Annotated in this window: 18 protein-coding genes; 9 read left to right on the top strand and 9 right to left on the bottom strand. The window is 61.2% G+C overall.

Annotated features, from left to right (window positions below):
• Positions 1-27 precede the first annotated feature (27 nt).
• Positions 28-234 carry a hypothetical protein gene (locus NWV16_RS13350; RefSeq protein WP_260523417.1) on the top strand — a complete coding sequence of 69 codons (207 nt, stop codon included), beginning with the start codon at positions 28-30 and terminating at the stop codon, positions 232-234.
• Between the two features lie 102 nt (positions 235-336).
• Here the strand turns inward: NWV16_RS13350 and NWV16_RS13345 are convergent, their stop codons facing one another.
• From NWV16_RS13345 to NWV16_RS13320, 6 genes are all read right to left on the bottom strand, one after another.
• Positions 337-918: a DinB family protein gene (locus tag NWV16_RS13345; RefSeq protein ID WP_260523416.1), complete on the bottom strand. Its 582-nt coding sequence runs from the start codon at positions 916-918 to the stop codon at positions 337-339.
• 17 nt (positions 919-935) lie between these two features.
• Positions 936-2,054, bottom strand: a complete 1,119-nt coding sequence (zapE, locus tag NWV16_RS13340) for a cell division protein ZapE (RefSeq protein WP_260523415.1) — start codon at positions 2,052-2,054, stop codon at positions 936-938.
• A gap of 22 nt (positions 2,055-2,076) precedes the next feature.
• Positions 2,077-2,418 (bottom strand): nuclear transport factor 2 family protein, encoded by a 342-nt coding sequence (locus tag NWV16_RS13335; protein ID WP_065257968.1) that lies wholly within the window; start codon positions 2,416-2,418, stop codon positions 2,077-2,079.
• A 51-nt stretch (positions 2,419-2,469) separates the two neighbouring features.
• Positions 2,470-3,186: a helix-turn-helix transcriptional regulator gene (locus tag NWV16_RS13330; protein WP_065257969.1), complete on the bottom strand. Its 717-nt coding sequence runs from the start codon at positions 3,184-3,186 to the stop codon at positions 2,470-2,472.
• A gap of 88 nt (positions 3,187-3,274) precedes the next feature.
• Positions 3,275-4,234 carry an agmatinase gene (gene speB / locus NWV16_RS13325; protein WP_260523414.1) on the bottom strand — a complete coding sequence of 320 codons (960 nt, stop codon included), beginning with the start codon at positions 4,232-4,234 and terminating at the stop codon, positions 3,275-3,277.
• A gap of 26 nt (positions 4,235-4,260) precedes the next feature.
• Positions 4,261-5,352: a polyamine ABC transporter substrate-binding protein gene (locus NWV16_RS13320; RefSeq protein ID WP_260523413.1), complete on the bottom strand. Its 1,092-nt coding sequence runs from the start codon at positions 5,350-5,352 to the stop codon at positions 4,261-4,263.
• Between the two features lie 99 nt (positions 5,353-5,451).
• On the opposite strand from NWV16_RS13320, the gene NWV16_RS13315 reads away from it, so the two are divergent.
• From NWV16_RS13315 to NWV16_RS13300, 4 genes are all read left to right on the top strand, one after another.
• Positions 5,452-6,351 (top strand): LysR family transcriptional regulator, encoded by a 900-nt coding sequence (locus NWV16_RS13315; RefSeq protein WP_260523412.1) that lies wholly within the window; start codon positions 5,452-5,454, stop codon positions 6,349-6,351.
• Positions 6,352-6,493: 142 nt separating this feature from the next.
• Entirely contained in the window at positions 6,494-7,960 is a 1,467-nt protein-coding gene (locus tag NWV16_RS13310; protein ID WP_065257973.1) for a nucleobase:cation symporter-2 family protein, read from the top strand.
• Positions 7,961-8,030: 70 nt separating this feature from the next.
• The gene (locus tag NWV16_RS13305) at positions 8,031-8,504 is read left to right on the top strand and encodes an LEA type 2 family protein (protein ID WP_260523411.1); all 474 of its coding nucleotides are present in this window, start codon (positions 8,031-8,033) and stop codon (positions 8,502-8,504) included.
• A 52-nt stretch (positions 8,505-8,556) separates the two neighbouring features.
• Positions 8,557-9,108 carry a GNAT family N-acetyltransferase gene (locus tag NWV16_RS13300; protein ID WP_260523410.1) on the top strand — a complete coding sequence of 184 codons (552 nt, stop codon included), beginning with the start codon at positions 8,557-8,559 and terminating at the stop codon, positions 9,106-9,108.
• Here NWV16_RS13300 and NWV16_RS13295 read toward each other — a convergent pair.
• Positions 9,098-10,021, bottom strand: coding sequence for a carbon-nitrogen hydrolase family protein (locus tag NWV16_RS13295; RefSeq protein ID WP_260523409.1), 924 nt, complete (start codon positions 10,019-10,021; stop codon positions 9,098-9,100). The two genes, NWV16_RS13300 and NWV16_RS13295, sit on opposite strands and share 11 nt — an antisense overlap.
• Before the next feature lie 84 nt (positions 10,022-10,105).
• Between NWV16_RS13295 and NWV16_RS13290 the strand changes: the two genes are divergently transcribed.
• The gene (locus NWV16_RS13290; RefSeq protein ID WP_260523408.1) at positions 10,106-11,020 is read left to right on the top strand and encodes a LysR family transcriptional regulator; all 915 of its coding nucleotides are present in this window, start codon (positions 10,106-10,108) and stop codon (positions 11,018-11,020) included.
• On the opposite strand, the gene NWV16_RS13285 is transcribed toward NWV16_RS13290, so the two are convergent.
• Positions 11,021-11,275, bottom strand: a complete 255-nt coding sequence (locus NWV16_RS13285) for a hypothetical protein (RefSeq protein WP_260523407.1) — start codon at positions 11,273-11,275, stop codon at positions 11,021-11,023. It abuts the gene before it with no gap.
• A gap of 153 nt (positions 11,276-11,428) precedes the next feature.
• On the opposite strand from NWV16_RS13285, the gene NWV16_RS13280 reads away from it, so the two are divergent.
• On the top strand, positions 11,429-11,746 hold the full coding sequence (locus NWV16_RS13280; RefSeq protein WP_095189014.1) for a YqjD family protein: 318 nt from the start codon (positions 11,429-11,431) through the stop codon (positions 11,744-11,746).
• Positions 11,747-11,801: 55 nt separating this feature from the next.
• On the opposite strand, the gene NWV16_RS13275 is transcribed toward NWV16_RS13280, so the two are convergent.
• Positions 11,802-12,833 (bottom strand): Ldh family oxidoreductase, encoded by a 1,032-nt coding sequence (locus tag NWV16_RS13275; RefSeq protein ID WP_260523406.1) that lies wholly within the window; start codon positions 12,831-12,833, stop codon positions 11,802-11,804.
• Between the two features lie 184 nt (positions 12,834-13,017).
• Between NWV16_RS13275 and NWV16_RS13270 the strand changes: the two genes are divergently transcribed.
• Positions 13,018-17,793 carry a dermonecrotic toxin domain-containing protein gene (locus NWV16_RS13270; RefSeq protein WP_260523405.1) on the top strand — a complete coding sequence of 1,592 codons (4,776 nt, stop codon included), beginning with the start codon at positions 13,018-13,020 and terminating at the stop codon, positions 17,791-17,793.
• Positions 17,794-17,938: 145 nt separating this feature from the next.
• On the top strand, positions 17,939-18,940 hold the full coding sequence (locus NWV16_RS13265; RefSeq protein WP_260523404.1) for a FecR family protein: 1,002 nt from the start codon (positions 17,939-17,941) through the stop codon (positions 18,938-18,940).
• The last annotated feature ends 37 nt before the right edge of the window (positions 18,941-18,977 follow it).

Below are 18,977 nucleotides of genomic sequence, written 5' to 3'. Positions count from 1 at the left end.
TCCGACATTTTTTCGTAGGAGACAACCATGAAAACCACGACTGCACTGCTTGCCGGTCTGATCACCTTGGCTTGCGCCAGCGCTTTCGCCGAGGGCGGCGCCGAACGGATGAGGCATCACTGGGAAAACTTCCCTGTTCACACCGCCCAAAGCCAACAGGCTGACACCAAAGCCAACGAACTTCGCGTTCCGGACGACCAGACCGCACAGGTCACCGAGCATTACCGTCCGTGATGTAACGGTTTACCGATGGATCTGCGATGGCTCCGCTCTGGCTTCGCAGAAGACAGTTGGGCGTCCTTCGGGGCGCCTTTTTTATGCCTGCACGATGTCGACTCAGTGCCCCCAGATGAGCGCCTCCGTCCAGCCCAGCTCGGCAAAGTCCTCCGCCCGCAATCCGGATTCGCCGGCACAGAAAAACTCGTCCAGTTGCGGCGGTTTTACCGGTGTGCCGCTGAGCATGGCGTGGACCTGGCCACGATGGTGGATCTGATGTTCGAACAGGTGCGAAATCATACGCAGGCGACTGTCATGCTGCGGCGTGTCCCGGGCGATGGTGACCAGGCGTCCCAGATCGTCATCGCGCAGTTGCTCGCAATAAGCGATCAGGCGGCGGTCGACATGGGCCTGTTCACGGCGCAAGGCCTGGGCCTCGGTGAAGGGCTCGTCTGCGCTGAAGAACACGTAGCAATCAGGATGCGGCTCGTCACCACGCAACTCGCGTTCCAGCGCATCGACGTAGAACCAGTCGCACGTGAGGATGTGATTGAGGGTCAGGCGAATGCCGGGGAAGAAACTCACCCTGGGTGCCGTCAGCTCCGTGTCATCGAGCTTCAGCCAGGCCTTGGCCAGTCGATGATTGGCCCAGGCGTTCTGATAGGCCATGGTGAGCAAGTGATGGGACAGTGGCTGAATCATGTGACGCCCTCCGTGCATCAGGTCTCGACGAAGCGTTGCAGCTGCATCTCCTGCAAACGGCTGAGGGTCCGGCGGAACGGGAATTCCAGATACCCCTCGGTATACAGCGCCTCCATCGGCACCTGCGCCTCGATGTACAGCGGTACCTTGCGGTCGTAGCATTCGTCGACCAGGGCGATGAAGCGCCGCACACCGTCATCGTGCACCGACAGTTGCGGCAGCTCCCGATCACCCGCCGCCACGCGCTGCGCACCATCTTCGGTGCCTCGGGCAATCCGCCCTTCGCGCTGTTTCGCACTCAGGTTCGGCACCTCGCTCAACAGAATAGCCCGGTAGGTGTCGCACAACGTGATGAAGTCCATCGCCGCGAAGGGTTGCTCGCACAGGTCGGCATAACGGCACCACAGCACTGACTCGCCAGCCTTCACGACATTCAAGGCCCGATAGCCGACCGGCACCGGTTCGACACTGACGCGCTGCCCGGTCGCCAACGCATCGAACACCTTCGACAGCGCGCAATCCTGCTCCGGCACCGCCACCCAGTAGCGCTGCTCGATCGCCCCCGGGTGCAGGCGATGATCCTCCGCACCGTTCACCGCAACCACCTGCATATGCTGCTTGATCGCAGTGATCGCCGGCAGGAAGCGGTCGCGGTTGAATCCGTCGGCATACAACTGATCCGGTGGCAGGTTGGAGGTGCAGACCACCACCATGCCTTCATCGAACATCACCTGGAACAGGCGGCCGAGGATGATCGCGTCGCCAATGTCATTGACGAACAGTTCATCGAAGCATAGCACCCGCACTTCAGCCGCCAGCTCCCGGGCCAGTGCCCGCAGAGGGTCGGCGATGCCGGTCAGTTGAAACGAGCGCTGATGAACCCAGCCCATGAAATGATGAAAGTGCTGACGCCGGGCCGGCACGCGCAGGCTCTGATGAAACTGGTCCATCAGCCAGGTCTTGCCGCGCCCGACCGGGCCCCACAGATAAACGCCGGTGACCGAACGGGCACCGGCATGCAAGGCTTCATGGCATTTTTGCAGCGCCCAGACCGCGTGTTCCTGGGCTTCATCCTGGATGAAGCCCCGGTGCTCGACGGCGTGTTGCCAGGCGCTTAATGGAGAGTCGAAAGTCATGCGCGGCAGTATGCCACGATGGCTACGCGGAAATATCCAGCCGTGCGATTTTGCCCTGTTCATTGAGGCGAAAGGTGTACCGCAGTTCCAGCGGACTGCCGGGAAACGACCCGGAAATCAACCCTTGTACCAACACCTTGCCGGTACGCTGCTGGACGCCCAGTACCTCGACCCGAGGCTGGTAGCGCCTGGCAGTGTCTTGCATCCAGTCGGCGATGGCCTGCGGGCCGACCTGATGATGGCCTTCATCAAACACATGGGCATCCTCGGCAAAAAAACTGCCGACCCGGGACGTATCACGAGCATTGGCGGCGTTGATGTACTCGACGATGGCCGGGGCGAGTATCGAGGTGGGATGGAACATGAGTGCAACTCCTTGTTTTCGGTTCTGTCGCCATCCTAGAACAGCCCTGCGTCAGTTTTTGTCAGGAGTGAAACGCCCGCTGTCATCCGGTTGCATCTGCCGCTGCCAGGTGCGCAGCAGGTCGCTGCGACGCCCCGGATACCGCTCGCCCTGCAGGCTGACAGCGGAAATCCGGTCGGTGCGAAACGTGCGATACGCACCGCGCAACTCACACCATGCCACGATGATCCGCACCTCGTTGAGAAAGCCAAGCGCCAACGGCCAGATCAAGCGCTGGCTCGGCACCTGCTGCGCATCGGCGTAATCGATGTGCAGCTTGGCCTGGTCGCGGATCGCCTGACGAAACATATTCAGCGGCACCACGTTCTGCGGAAAGCCGTAACCGGGTGGCCCGGGCATGACTGTCGGATTGCGCAAGGCTTCCTGGGCCTGGGGATCGAGTACCGCCGCAATTTTCGCCAGGGCGTCCGCTGCGGCTTTGCTCAGGACTTCGTCGCCGCGCTGATCGACGTAGCGCAGGCCGAGAACGATGGCTTCGGTTTCATCGGCGTTGAGCATCAGCGGTGGCAGAAACAAACCGCTGCGCAACACATAACCGATGCCCGCCTCACCATGGATCGGCGCGCCGAGCGCCGTCAGTTCGGCGATGTCGCGATAAAGGGTGCGTTCGGAGATTTCCAGCTCCGACGCCAGCGTCGCCGCGGTGACCGGGCGCTTCTTGCCGCGCAGTACTTGCAGCAAGGTCAGTAGACGTGTGGTTCGCGACACGATGCGGGGCTCTGGACGGAAATTTGCCGGAGCTTAGCAGAGCCTGGTGTCAGAAATTGTCAGGAGCTTTCACCAGGCTCAGAGCTGATCACGCGTCGACTTTGTGCCTTGCCGCGTAGAGGCAGAGCATCTCCATGGCCAGCGTCGCCGCGGCCAGCGATGTCACGTCCGCATGGTCGTAGGCCGGAGCCACTTCCACCACGTCCATGCCCACCAGATTGATCCCGCGCAGACCGCCGAGGATTTCCAGCGCCTGCACCGTGCTCAACCCGCCGCAGACCGGCGTCCCGGTGCCCGGTGCGAAGGCCGGATCGAGACAGTCGATGTCGAACGTCAGGTACACCGGGTTGTCGCCGACCCGCGCACGAATGGCCTCGACAATCGCTTCACAACCACGGCGATGCACCTGCCGCGCATCCAGTACCTGGAAGCCTTGATGATCGTCATTGGTGGTGCGCAGGCCGATCTGCACCGAGCGCGCCGGATCCACCAGCCCTTCCCGCGCCGCGTGCCAGAACATGGTGCCGTGATCGACCCGCTTGCCGCCCTCGTCCGGCCAGGTGTCACTGTGGGCGTCGAAGTGGATCAGCGACAGCGTGCCGTGCTTGCGCGCATGGGCCTTGAGCAGCGGGTAGCTGATGAAGTGGTCGCCGCCGAAGGTGAGCATCGCGCTGCCGGAGCCGAGGATGTGATCGGCGTGGGCTTCGATGCTTTCCGGGATGGTATGTGGCGAGCCGTAATCAAAGTCGCAATCGCCGTAATCGATCACCGCCAGATGATCGAACGGGTCGAACGCCCAGGGCCAGTGCCGCTCCCAGGCGATCCCGGTGGACGCCGCACGAATTCCCCGAGGTCCGAACCGGGCGCCCGGACGGTTGCTGGTGGCGGTGTCGAACGGCACACCGCTGACCGCCACGTCCACGCCCCGCAAGTCGCGGCTGTAGCGCCGGCGCATGAAACTGGTGATCCCGGCGTAGGTGCTTTCGGCAGCGGTGCCGTAAAGGCTGTCACGGGTCAGGGCCTGATCGTTCTGCATTGGCACGTCCATCGGTGTGCTCCTTGGTTTTTCCAGTGTTATTGATGGCTACGGAAAGTGGTCCACAGGCGTGTGCGCTGACGCATGTCCTTGAGGCTCATGCTGCGGTCGGCGTACAGCCGCTCTCGCACTTCGGGTTTCGGGTAAATGTCCGGGTCGTTGCGCACCGCTTCGTCCACCAGCGGCGTGGCGGCCTGGTTGGCAGTGGCGAAGAACAGCGTGTTGGTCAGCGCTGCGACGGATTCGGGGCGCAACATGAACTCGATGAAGGCCCGCGCCGCCTCCGGGTGCGGTGCGTCCTTGGGGATGGCCAGATTGTCCTGCCACACCAGCGTGCCTTCTTTCGGAATCCGGTACGCAACCTCGAACGACTTGTTGGCCTTGCGCGCCTGATCAGCCGCCATGCTCGCGTCACCGTTGTAGGTCAGCGCCAGGCACACGCTGCCGTTGGCCAGGTCACTGATCTGTCGGCCCGTGGCGACGTAGAGCACCGAAGGTTGCAACGTCTGCAACAAGGCTTCGGCGGCGGCCAGATCGGTCTTGTCGGTGCTGTAGGGATCCTTGCCGAGGTAGTGCAGCGCCAGACCGATCACCTCTTGCGGTGAATCGAGAATGGCGATCCCGCAATCCTTGAGCTTGCTGGCGTATTCGGGTTTGAACAGCAGGTCGAGGCTGTTGAGCGGCGCGTCCGGCAGCCGCTGTTTGACCGCCTCGACGTTCATGCCCAGGCCGAGCGTGCCCCAGGTATAAGGCACACCGTAACGGTTGCCGGGATCGACCGCCGCCAGTTTTTCCAGCAAGTCCGGATCGAGATTGGCGTAGCCCTTGAGTCCGTCGTGAGGGATCTCCTTCAAGGCACCGGCGGCCAAGCCTCGGGCCAGTACGCTGGATGACGGCACCACCACGTCGTAGCCGCTGCCGCCGGTAAGCAACTTGGTCTCCAGCACCTCCGAGGTGTCGAACGTGTCGTAGCGCACGTGAATGCCGGTTTCCCTTTCAAAGCGCTGCAAGGTTTCAGGCGCCACGTAATCGGCCCAGCTGTAGAGGTTGAGGGTCTTGTCTTCGGCCTGAACGGCGATGGAGACGGTAAGCAACAGCGCGGGGAAACACAGCTTGAACAAGGGAGCCATGACGAGCACCTGACCGAAGGAAGTGGTGGCAGGATGCGCCGTCCATTACATTGCAAAAATATCAAGTTTGTTAACCTGACTTTATGCCGGAGTAATGTAATGCTCGGTCAGCTCCACGATGTCGATTTGCAGCTGCTGCGCCTGTTTCTCGGAGTGGTCGAGTCCAATGGCTTCAGCGCCGCTCAGGGTGAATTGGGCCTGAGCCAGTCGAGCATCAGCCAGCAAATGGCCAGGCTTGAGACCCGTCTGGGCTATCGGGTGTGCAACCGTGGCAAGGGTGGTTTCAGCCTCACCCCCAAAGGCGAACAACTGCTGATTGCGGCGCGCAGCCTGTTCGATTCCATCGAAACCTTCCGCCATCAATCCAATGGCGTTGCCGGGCGCCTGATCGGCGAAGTGCGCCTGGGACTGTCCGAAGCCGTCGATCAATCGGTGCTGCAACGGGTGGCCGAAGCGATCCGGCGCTTTCGCGAACGGGATGAATCGGTGCGCATCGAGCTGATCAGTGCCATGCCCGGTGAAATGGAACGTCTGCTGCTGCAACAGCGGCTGGATCTGGCCATCGGTTACTTCTCCCAGGTGCAACGCGCCTTCGATTACCGTGAACTGTTCAGCGAAACCCAGCACCTGTATTGCGCCCTCGGGCATCCGCTGTTCACCGATGAGGCGCCTGATGACGCAGCGTTACAGGCCTGTGACCGGGTCGATCATCCCTATCGGTTTCTCCGCAGTGACGAGCCGTTTCAAGGCAAGGTCTGTTCGGCACGTTCGGAACAGGTCGAAGGCACCCTCGCCTTTATTCTGTCGGGTAAACATCTCGGCTATCTGCCCAGCCATTACGCCCGGCAATGGCAGGACAAAGGCCTGCTGCGCCCGGTACTCGAAGGCGAGTTGAGCTTTGAAGTGGCGTTCCACCTGGCCCGCCATCGGGCGCAGGTGCCGGGGGATGCGCAGAAGGCGTTCGAGGAAGATCTGCTGTCCGCCTTTGGTCGAACCTGAGCATTTTTTGGAACGCGGAGCGTCCCCGGCTGCATTCCCGCGCAGAGAGTGGGAGCGATCATGCGTTGCCCTCGCCCCTCGCTTGCGGCATCCTGCGCACCCATTTTCCGACCCGGCCCCGCATTGCGGCACGCAAACCACCATGACCGTCTCTGAGAAAGCCCCGCGCAACAACGACCTGATCTACGGTCTCAACGACCGTCCGCACTTCACCGCGACGGTGTTTGCCGCGCTGCAACACGTCCTGGCCAGCTTCGTCGGCATCATCACTCCGACCTTGATCATGGGCGGCGCCCTTGGTCTGCAGAGCGAAATCCCGTACCTGATCAGCATGGCGCTGTTCGTGTCCGGCCTCGGTACTTTCGTTCAGGCCAGGCGTTTTGGCCCGGTCGGCTCCGGATTGCTGTGCCTGCAAGGCACCAGTTTTTCCTTCATCAGCGTGATCCTCAGCGCCGGTTTCATGGTCAAGGCCCGGGGCGGTGGCACCGATGAGATCCTGTCGACCATCTTCGGCGTGTGTTTCTTCGCCGCGTTCATCGAAGTGGTGCTGAGCCAGTTCATCGGCAAGCTGCGCATGCTGATCACCCCGGTGGTGACCGGCACCATCATCACCCTGATGGGCCTGTCGCTGATCAAGGTGGCGATGACCGACATTGCCGGCGGCTTCGGCGCAGCGGATCTGGGCGCGGGCAGCCATGTGTTCCTGGCGGCACTGGTACTTGCCACCATCGTGGTGTTGAACCGGGTCGACGTGCCGTTCCTGCGTCTGGGCGCCATCGTCATTGGTCTGACCCTCGGTTATGTGGTGGCGTGGCTGATGGGCACCGTGGATTTCGCCAATCTGCCCGAAGTGCCGGTGGTCAGCGTGCCGGTACCGTTCAAGTACGGTTTCAACTTCGACTGGGTGGCTTTCGTGCCGGTGGCGGTGATTTTCCTGGTGTCGCCGCTGGAAGCTGCCGGTGACCTGACCGCCAACTCGATGATTTCCCGGCAGCCGGTCAAGGGCCCGCTGTACATCCGCCGGATCAAGTCCGGGCTGCTCGCCGACGGCCTCAATTCTGCAATGGCTGCGGTGTTCAACAGCATGCCGATGGTGACGTTCGCCCAGAACAACGGGGTGATCCAGCTCACCGGCGTCGCCAGCCGTTACGTGGCGTTCTTCATTGCCGGTCTGCTGGTGTTGCTGGGGCTGTTCCCGATGATCGGCGCGGTGCTGCAACTGATGCCGAAACCGGTGCTCGGCGGCGCCGAACTGGTGATGTTTGGCACCGTGGCCGTGGCCGGGATCAAGATCCTCGCCGAAGCCGGCCTGCATCGACGCAACATGCTGATCGTGGCGATTTCAGTCGGCATGGGCCTGGGCATCGCCGCCGTGCCGGAGGTGCTGCGTGAACTGCCGCAGGCGCTGCGTAATATTTTCGAGTCGCCGATCACCGTCGGTGCACTGTGTGCGATCGTACTGAATCTCTTCCTGCCGGAAGAATTCATTGAACTGGAAGAAGACGACTTCGACCCGGAAGCCTCTATTCTTCAGGTCATGGAAAACCCCGAGACCCCGGCCAAGGGTGAACCCGCATCAAAGGCCGCTGTCGCACAGTTGAACCGTTGAGGGTGTCCGCTCGATGAAAAAAGGGCTGATACCGGCAACGGTTCAGCCCTTTTTCAATGAGAGAGCATCAATGCGTCGTATCCAAGCCGTCATCCTGTCCCTGCTTCTGCTCTCCCTCAGCGCCTGCGCGTTGTTTCCCGACCGCGACCCGGTGAACATCAACGTGGTCGGCGTCGAACCGCTGCCGAGCCAGGATCTGGAAGTGCGCTTCGCCATCAAGCTGCGCGTGCAGAACCCCAACGAAACCGCCATCGACTACAACGGCATTGCGCTGGATCTGGACGTGAACGGGCACTCTCTCGCGTCCGGTGTCAGCGATCAGAGCGGCTCCATTCCACGGTTTTCCGAAGCCATCGTCAGCGTCCCGGTGAGCATTTCCGCGTTCTCGGTGTTGCGCCAGACCCTGGGCCTGAGCCAGACGCAGTCCCTCGACAACCTGCCATACGTACTGCGCGGCAAACTGGCGGGCGGCGTCTTTGGCACCCTGCGTTTTGTCGACAGCGGCAAGCTCAGCCTGCCACGAGCCAGTGCCGCAACCTGGTAAAGATGCGGTAGCCTGCGACGCTCACTGACAGAAAAATGGAAGTCGCAGGTTTATGGAAGACACACCCACCCTGTACACCGAACGGCTAATCCTGCGCCCACTGGAACTGGCCGACGCCGAGGCCATCCAGCAGCAATTTGCACACTGGGACGTGGTGCGTTACCTGAACGCTTTGGTGCCCTGGCCTTATCCGGACGATGGCGCCCTCACCTACCTGCGTGACATTGCGCTGCCGGCGATTGCGGCGGGCAAAGAGTGGCACTGGACGATTCGTCTCAAGTCGGCACCTGAGCAATTGATCGGCAACATCAGCCTGATGGACGAGCCGGATAACCATCGCGGGTTCTGGCTCGCCCCGGCCTGGCAGGGCCAGGGCCTGATGACGGAAGCCAGCGAAGCCGTGACCCGCTACTGGTTCGAAACCCTCGATCAACCGCTGATGCGCGTGCCGAAAGCTGCTCCGAACATTGGCTCGCGCAAGCTCTCGCAGCGCACCGGCATGCGCTTGATCCGCACCGACGAGGATGACTTCGTCAGTGGCCGCTTCCCACGGGAAATCTGGGAAATCACCCGTGAGGAGTGGCGGCAGCGCCTCAAGCAGTGAAACGAACACCCGGTTTGGCGCGCTCATCCACGCTCAACTCGAACACATCCGGCCGTGCATAGTGGCCGACCACATCGTAGTCATAGCGGGCCCGCACCAGTTCATCGGTGTCGATCTCGGCGGTGAGCAATCCGGCCTCGCCGCGCAACGGCCCTGCCAGCACATCGCCCATCGGCCCGACGATCACGCTGCCACCGGCAATCAGTGGTCGATCCCCCGGCCAGTTGGCGATCTCCACGCCCAATTCGTTCGGCGAGGCCTGGACCTGACAGGCGCTGACCACAAAGCAGCGCCCTTCATGGGCGATGTGGCGCATGCTGACCTGCCACATCTCGCGCTCGTCCACGGTCGGCGCGCACCAGACCTCGATACCCTTGGCGTACATCGCCGTACGCAGCAGCGGCATCATGTTTTCCCAGCAGATCACCGCGCCGAGCTTGCCGACCTGGGTGTCGAGCACCGGCAAGGTCGAACCGTCGCCCTTGCCCCAGATCAGCCGTTCGGTGCCGGTGGGCATGAGTTTGCGGTGTTTGGCCACCAGGCCCGCCTGCGGGTCGAAATACAGGGCGGTGCAATGCAGGGTGCTGCCGGCCCGTTCGATCACACCGATCACCAGATTGGCCCCGGTGCGCGCCGACAGCCCGGCCAACGCTTCGGTTTCCACGCCCGGCACATCGATGGCGTTGGCGAAGTAACGGGCGTAGGCCTCGCGTCCTTCCGGCAGGCGGTAACCCAACTGCGTGCCGAAGCCCTCGCCTTTGGGGTAACCACCGAGCAAGGCTTCGGGCATCACCACCAATGAGGCGCGGGATTCGAGGATGGCGTCTTCCCAGCTCAGGATCTGCTCCAGGGTTTCTCCCTTGCCACCGGGCAAGGCACCGATTTGCAGGGCGGCAACGATTGATTTGGGCATGCTGGTCACTCCGTGAGGTTCAGGTGTTGCTCATTCTCCGGCGCCACGGGATCATGAATAAAGCCCGACTCACTGCTGAATGATATGAGCCAAATGAATATCGCCACCGTCGACCTGAACCTGCTGAAAGTCTTTGAAGCGCTGCATGAAGAGTCCAGCGCCAGCCGTGCGGCGTTGCGTCTGGGCGTGACGCAATCGGCGGTCAGCGCGGCGTTGCGGCGGTTACGCGAGGTGTACGGCGATCAATTGTTCGTGCGCACCGGCCGAGGATTGGCGCCAACCCTCAAGGCCAATCAGTTGAAACCGGTAGTCAGCGATGCGTTGAACAAATGCCGGCAAAGCCTGGCAATGGTCGACCCGGCGGCCAATCAGTACGACGGGCGCTCGGTCAGCATCGGGCTGTCGGATGACTTCGAGATTGCCTACGGGCGGCGTCTGATCGAAGAAATCGGGCGACGGGCGCCGAAGCTGCGTGTGATCTTCCGCCAGACCCACAGCCAGATCGTCGCCCGGGCCCTGATGGAGCGCAGCATCGACCTGGCGATCACCGCCGGCGGGTTCGCCGAGCGACTGCTCAGTCGTCAGGTGCTGGGCGAAGGCGGTTACGCGTGCCTGGTGGACCCGGCGAGCCTTGCGCCCGGCCAGCAGCACATAGGTCTGGAGGAATTCGTCGCCCGGGAGCACATTCTGGTGTCGTCCGGAGGTTTTATCGGAATTACCGATGAAGGGCTGGCGGCATTGGGGTTGAGTCGCCGGGTATGCGCCTCGACCACGCATTTCGCGGCGTTGCCGCACCTGCTCAAAGGCAGTACGGCCGTGGCGACCATCCCGACCCATGCGGCGCAGGCCATTGCATCGCTAAGCGGGTTGGCCCTGCTGCCCTGCCCGCTGGCATTGCCGCGTTATCCGGTCGAACTGGGCTGGCGCACCAATACCCAGATCGACCCGGTGGTGCTGAAAGTGCGCGAAGCGATTGCCGCCAGTTTCAAGACCGAATGATTACTTGTTGGTCGCCATCAACCGGTTGACTTCACTGCGCACCATGTTGGCGAACTCCGGCGGCGACATGCCGTCCAGCTCGGCGCGCACGAATTCGGCCCATTTGCCCTTGCGCTTGGAGCGCTCGCCGAACAATCGTGCGGCTTCGCCCTTGGCTTTGCCCAGATTGTTCTGCCAGAGTTCGAACAGTCGGGATTTCTCGTCTTCCACCGCCGCGCGCTCTGCGAGGGATTTGTTGGCCAGATTGAAACTCATGTGGAATTACCTGCTGCGTGAAATGGCGATATCTTACACGCTGGACGCAAATCTCCGGCGCTGGTTTTTCTTTGCGAGAGAAATTCACTGCAACTTTTCAAGCGGCGCCATACTCCATTGAACACTGTCCATTCACTTGCAAGGAGTCACCCAATGGCCCGCAAAAGCGCCGTTCAAGCCGCTGAAGACCAAATCAAGGATCAAGCATTCAGCGAACTTCAGGCTCTGATCGAAGAGTCGGACAAGCTGCTCAAAAGCAGTGCTTCACTGGTCGGCGAGGAAGCCGAGACCCTGCGCGGGCAAATCGCCTTGAAGTTGCAGCAGGCGCTGGATTCGGTCTCAAGCGTGCGTGACCGCACCAAGCCGGCGGTGGAAGCCACCGAAAGCTACATCGGCGGCCATCCGTGGCAGACCGTGGCGATCTCGGCCGGTTTCGGTCTGGTGGTCGGTCTGTTGCTTGGCCGCCGCTGAGCGAGAACAAAAAAGGCGAGCCATCGGGCCCGCCTTTTTCATGTCCGGCAAAACGTCACTCGCCCGCCAGTTCACGCAACTGCGCCAGGGTTTGCTCATCCAGCACGATGCCCTCGGCCAATGATCTGGCCCGCTGTAAATGCCGCCGATCGCCCGGCAAGCGCTTGAGCCCTGCCCCGTGCATCTGCCTGACCAGTTCCTGACTGCGCTCGGCGAAGCGATGCCCGGCGGTCTTGCTCGGGTCGATCACGATCAGCAATTGGCCGGTCCAGGGGGTTTTGGCCCCTGGATGGTTCTTCCAGTCGAATTCGAACGAGAAGTTGCCGCCCGTCAGCGCGGCGGCCAATAGCTCCACCATCATCGACAGCGCCGAACCTTTGTGCCCGCCAAAGGGGAGCAATGCCCCGCCCTCGAGAATCGCTTTCGGATCGCAGGTCGGCTGTCCGAGGCTGTCCACCCCCATGCCCGCCGGCAGCTTCTCGCCCTTGCGCGCGGCAATCTGTACATCTCCGTGGGCGATGGCACTGGTGGCCAGATCGAACACGATCGGCGCACCGTCGGCACGCGGCGCGGCAAAGGCGATCGGGTTGGTGCCGAACAACGGGCGGTCAGCGCCGTGGGGCACCACGCAAGTCATGCTGTTGACCACGCTCAGCGCCACCAGACCTTCGTCGGCGAAAGGCTCGACGTCCGGCCACAGTGCGGCAAAGTGATGGGAATTGCGGATCGCCAGTATCGCGATCCCGGCACGGCGAGCCTTTTCCACCAACAGCGAACGCGCCGCCGCCAGCGCAGGCTGGGCAAAACCGTTACCGGCATCGACGCTGACAAAGCCCGAAGCCACGTCCTCGACTTTCGGCACGGCCTGGCCGTTGACCCAGCCACTGTCGAGGGTCGAGACATAACCCGGAATCCGGAACACGCCATGGCTATGGGCACCGTCGCGCTCAGCGTTGGCACAGTTGTGCGCCAGGGTCCTGGCGACCTCACGGGAGGTGCCGTGACGGATGAAGATTTTTTCCAGCAGTTGGGTCAGCTCGTCCAGAGAGACCGTGGACGAGACCGCATGATCGTGTGGCGCAGACATCTGAAGCTCCAGAATAATTATTGGAGGGAACAACAGCGTACGAACTGACGCATCCGGATTAACCACGGGCAGCCGGTGGCCTGTCAACCCTGCGCGATATTGATATACCACCCTTGCATTGCGTGCGTCCCCCAGTCTCGAGCCCCTCTACTCACGTGCAGACGCACACTGACGAGGCTTGACGATGTCCACCCCCACTTCTGCATTACTGTTTCCCGAAGCACTCGACGCCCCGGGCCGGCGGCCCGAACCGGGCAAGCCCCACGGCCTGGAAGAAAAGGATTTCAGATGGCTGGCCGATGTCAGGCTGGCGTCCGATACCCTGCGGCGCCAGCAAAGGCCGCCCATGTACGCCGAACGTGTTCTGCTCAACGCCGACAGTCAGAATCCCGTTCCACTGCCGGGTGCATTTGTTCTGAGTGACACGCCTTATGACAAGGGCCAGATCCTCTACACCCCGTACGAAGGCATCCGCAAATACCACAGTCGCGCGGACCTGGAGGCTCAGCTCGAATCACGCCTCGAAACAACCGACGGTCAGGACACCTTGCTGGCATTTCTACCCTTGACCCAGCAGCGACGACTACAGGATGCCGAGCGCATTTCAGTGACGTTTTCGATCATTGAGGGGGATGTATTCGAGGAGCGTGATTCCAGCCTCAGGCAAGGTCCCATACTCAACGCCCAGACCATGCTGGACGAACTCAAGAAGCTGCCGACCCTGACGCAATGGCTGGACAGCGCACTGGATGAACTGCTCAAACCTCATTTCGGAGCGCTGCAACAACGTCATACCCGTGTCAGCATTCATGCGGCCCGCGACGGTGAAAGCCATCAGGCTTCCAACGGGTATGCCAGCGAAACGGGTTCCATGAGTCTGAGCGAGGCGGTGTTGACGCACTATCGCCACCAGCGCTGGCCAGGTAATCGTCTGCCCGGGTTTTCCCACCCCGACAGGCCACCGGGCACGCACGATCAGGAACAGTGGAAAAATGCCGTCACCCAGGCATCCGGCATGTTGCCGGCCCTGCTGTTCCGCCAACTGGAACATTACTGGAACGGTGCGGCGGCCCTGGGATCGACCCGTCGCACATTGCTCGCCCGGGTCCTGGAAGACCAGGCCCGCGTCGACTGGCTGCTCAAGCGCGAGGCGGGAATACTCGATGCCAACCAGTTCAGCAAGTTGCTTCAGTTGATTCGCCCCGCTGCCGAGGGGCCCCCCGCCCCCATCGCCGAGACCGTACGCCTCTGGGAAAACCCGGCCAATTATGTGGAGCTGGCCGGATCGCTGATGATCAGCGGTGCCGGCTCGTTTCTTTACACGCCCTCTCAGGGTCTGCAGCAGCTCAAGGATTATCAGGACCTGAACGCCACCCTGCAGGAAAAATTTCTCGCCGAAGGTCACGAAGACGAGCTCTATGGGCACCTGAGTCTGGATGAGCGCAACCGCTTCCTGGGTTTCGATCAGCCCCGGGTTTCGGGAGAGCGGGTAGCCGGCGAGGTCTTCCGGTTCCTCGGCGAATCGATCATCACCAAGCAGCGCCAGAACATCGAATACGCCCTGCAGGTGTTCCGCCTCAGCGACGGAGCGGTGAACCTCCACGCGTTGTTCGACAAGAGCCTGGACATCCGCTCGATGATTCACGAGCGATTGCAACAACTTGATGCACAAGGACGCTGGAGCACACAACCGGCCTGGTCCGGCAGCCAGCAACCCTCAATCCTTCTGGCCGACAAGGCCCGCGCGGCCATCAAGACCTTCCGGGCCGTCGAGTTTTCGCTTCGGGAGAATCTCCACAGGCAGCCCATGACAACCCGCGACACCCAGCGCGAATGGCTTGAAAACATGAAAGCGGATCTGGCCCACGCCTGGTTTGTCGGCATAAACGGCGAAGCCAGGCTCAGGGTATCGAGCGGCAGCCTGCCCGACTGGGCCCGGGCGCTCGTCGAAACCGTCATCGATGCCGATCGGCCTGGCCCTCTGGAACGCCGCAGCCTCAACGGTTTCCGACCCGACGCCTATGCCCTCTCCCTTGACTCTCCCGACGGCAGGACAGTCTGGCCGCTGGCCCATTGCGTGCTCATGACCGAGCGCGGAGGGCTCGACAGCCAACACTCGGGGCGCACTGTGTTATGGACGCCCGCGCTGGGTCTGGAGGTTTTCGAAAACATCGCCATCGCCCGCCGCGCGCTGGACCGACGCTTGCTCGACAATGTTCAATGTCTGTCGCTGCTGGAAAATATCGTTCCCGATCAGTACCGCCCCCACCAGCGCTACACCCTCGGACGGTTTCGCATCATCCTTCGCAACGTGCTCCACGAGCGCATGCAATCTTGCATCGAGCACTATCTGGCAGGTTGTGAACAGGTGCGTCAGCGTGTGACTGAACTGACAAGGCGGGACCAGGCATTGTCAATGCTGCGCAAGACGCCGCTCCAGACCAATCTGCGCCTGGCATGCGAGCACGCCAGGGCCATCGAAAACCAGCAGACGTACCCTGCCTGGCTGAGCATGGCTCCGGTCAAGGATCAGAAAAGGCACATCGAACTGCTTGAGCGGTGGAATCAGAGTGTCATCGACGATCAGGATTACCTGACTGGCGTGACACCGCTGGCCGAGCATGTCGAACAAGCATTGAAAACTTCGCTCGCCCTCCGTTTTCCGAACGAACGACCCGATCCCCGCCAGATCGAGATCATTCCCGATCTGGCGTTGGCCGGACCGTCTCGCGACCTCGTGGACTTCGCCCTGAATCACGTCAATGTACTTCAGGGCACGGGTTACAGAGTTTCATCGAAGACCTCCAGCCCCTTGCCTGCCGGACTGGACCGCGCAACCGTCGATCAATTGTTGCTGTCGCTGGAGCTCCCGGATACCTATGGCCAAAAGGTGGCTGCGGCACTGTCCACGACCACGGTTGAAGGTCGTGAACGCAAACAGCGTTTTTTCCGACAGATGCCCTGGCAACTGATGCAGCACGCCCATGCATTGAAACTGCAGCAGCATCTGTCTGCGAAGGCTTACGAGCAAATCATTCAGGGACTGGACATGCCCGATGGCTATGCCCGAGCCACGGTGCCCGGCGCTCATGCAGTCGTCAGCCCGCTGACGCTGGTCAAGACACCCGGCGCCAATCCAGAGACCGTACCAGGCCTTTACGTCTTTTCTCCGGGTCAGAGGCACGAAGGACCGCTGGTGCTTTACGCGCCCTACACCGAACACGTGTTCCACGAGTTCGGGGACGAAAAGGCGTTGATCGCGGCAATGAATACGCCGGGTACTCTGCAAAACCTGTTGATTCGGCGCTTGCCCCCCGGAAGGCAGGCGGTCTTTCGCAGCCTGCTGGCAGCTACCGTGGATGAGAGCAGCGAAATGACCCTGGCCAGCCGTCCTGTCGAAGGCAACCTGCTGGACCAGTTGTACGAAGATAATCTGGAGTTATTGCAACGACAGCTTGAGTCGCAGACCGACCGCGAAGCACAGTCCGATTGGGAAGTCGCCAAGACCCTGTTCAGCCGGGGCATCAGGCAGGTCTCGGCCATCCTGCCGGGCAAACTGGCCTTTGTGCCATTTCTCTGGCGTGCTTATGACGGTGTCAAGGACTCGGCCGACGCCTTGCAGAACCATCACTGGAAACGGGCATTACAGTCCTTTGTCGACGGCGGCGTGCAAATACTTCAAATGGCTCTGCTGCCGGAAATATCGACCGACGTCACCGTTGCCGAGGAGGCCACGACTCTCGACATCAGTGAAATCGAGCCGACCTCGTCGATGCGTACCCGGATGCAATCCTCGGAGGCCACTGACGTTACGTTGAGGGATCTCATCTATGGCTCGGTAACCGGTACTTACCGGCAACCAGACTCCAATCGCCATTACACAGCCATCAATGGCAAGGTCTACCAGATCAAACAAAGTGACTCGGCCTGGCAACTGGCAAACACGGGAAAACACGGCCCGCTCTTTCAAAAAAGCGGTCTGGCGATGGTTCAGGTACCGGCCTGGCAGACCGTTCACTACGGCCAGGCCTTCAGGAAGCTGGCCGAGCGCAACACCATCTCCCGTCTACGCCGGATCATGTTGAACATCGAGGCCCGCGGCATGGATGAAATCCGCCTCAAATACCCGGAAAAAGCCCGGGTGCTGGTGAACGCCATCGATCTCGCGCGACGCTATGCATTCTATTGCCTGCATAACCTCACACCACTGAGCAGCGGAACCGACAACCCCCGGGTATCCCGCTTCCTGGAAGATTTTTTTGATGTGCCCCGCATCACCACTGCAATGCTGGTCAAGATCAACACCACGATTATCCCGATCTGCCAGGCGCTGGTGGACCCGACCGATGAACTGCTGGACACCGATCGCTTCGTTGTTGGATCAAACCGGTTCCTGCCCGATGTCATTGCCTTCGTGCTGGACGGCGACGCAAAAAAACAGGTGCATTTCACTGAGCACTTCTTCGACCAGCAGCTGGATCAGTTCAAAATCCATTTGCTGGAGCCGTTCGATGTCGATGGCCATGCGCAGGCCGCGACACTGATTCATGAATTTGCCCACCAGTTCAGCAAAGCGCTGGATATTGCCTCGTTGAGGGCACGGGAGCCGTTCAGCGACCTGATTTCGACCATCACGGCTCGCGGAGCGTCAATGTTTCAGGAGCTCGAGTTCGATCAGAAATCCGCATTGTCATTGAGCACTCCGAGGGCGCAGCTGTTCGCGGAATGGAACACGACAATCAAGTCCTGGGTCAGCATCGACAACATTCCGGAGTTTCAGCTCATCAGTGCCGAGGTTCTCAAACTGACGAAAAGCCAGACCATCCGGGAGGCCCGCAACGCTTTTCTCGATCCGCAATCGCCCGACGCACGGATTGACGTCATTCTGCGCAATGCCGATTCCATCGCCCGTCTGATCTGCGAAATCGGCCGCCAGCTGGATCCGGTCCAGCCCACTTGAACGTAAACGTTCCCAAGCCCGGTTCCCGTGCATCCTGATTTGCAGCTATCGAGGGAAAAATGCCGCCCTTGATGGGAAATAGCCATGACCGCAGTTCTCGTCACCTTCCCGTCAAGGTTAGAATGCAGCAAATCAGGACGAGTCAATGACCCAGAACACCCTCTCCGAAGCCGAATACGATGCGATCACCGATGCCGCCGCGCACTGGTGCATGCGCCTGCATGCCGTCGATTGCACGGCCGAGGAACGGCTCGCGTTCGAGCAATGGCGCAATGCGCACCCGCTACATGCCTTCGAGTACGAGGCCATGCTGGAAATCTGGGAGGTCGCCGAACACTTGCCGCCCCCGGTGCCTGCGGTGGTCGCACCAATCCGCCGGCCGGCCCGGACCTGGCGTCAATACGCGGTAGCAGCGTCGGTCTGCGCGCTGGCGCTGCCACTGGCGGCCTGGACCGGCTGGAATCTGGGCTGGCTGCCCGACAGCTATCAGCACTTTGCAGCCACTGACAACGTTCGCCATGTCACCCTGGGCGATGGCAGTCAGGTCGAGCTGAACCTCAATTCAGAACTGACCTTCAGCAACTACAAGGACGAGCGGCGTGTCACCCTGAAAAAGGGCGAAGCGTTCTTTGAAGTCAGCCACGACCTGAGCCACCCGTTCATCGTCAAGGCAGCCGAAGGCAGGATTCGCGTTACCGGCACCCGTTTCAATGTCTGGATGTATGAAGATCAGGTGAAGGTCAACCTGGTCGAAGGTTCCGTGCTGGTCACCAGCAACACTCGGTTGTCCGGTGATGGGCTGCGTCTGGGGCCTTCGATGCAGGCGCGCTACAGACACGGCGATTACATACCGCAAATCAGCCAGACCTACGCCGGCGACACCTCGCTGGCCTGGCGCAGCGGAAAGTTGATTCTCGATAACCTGGCGTTGAACGAAGCCCTGCCTCTGATCAACCGTTATCTGGACAAACCGCTGATGCTGGCCGATAGCGCCACAGGGTCGATCCGGGTCGGCGGTATCTACAACATCAAAGAGCTCAACAGCTTCGCCGGCTCGATGCCCAAAGTCCTGCCGGTGTTCATCACCCGCAACAAAGACGGCAACCCGGTGATCAATCCGATGCCGCAGCAACCGCCAAAAAGCTGAAGGCCGCCTCTTTACGGAGGCGGCCTTCAATGTGTGT

The organism is Pseudomonas sp. BW7P1 (assembly GCF_024981055.1).
In the GTDB taxonomy this organism is placed as follows: domain Bacteria; phylum Pseudomonadota; class Gammaproteobacteria; order Pseudomonadales; family Pseudomonadaceae; genus Aquipseudomonas; species Aquipseudomonas bananamidigenes.
Note: the sequence above shows the minus strand (reverse complement) of the source record. Positions and strands in the feature narration are given on the sequence as shown.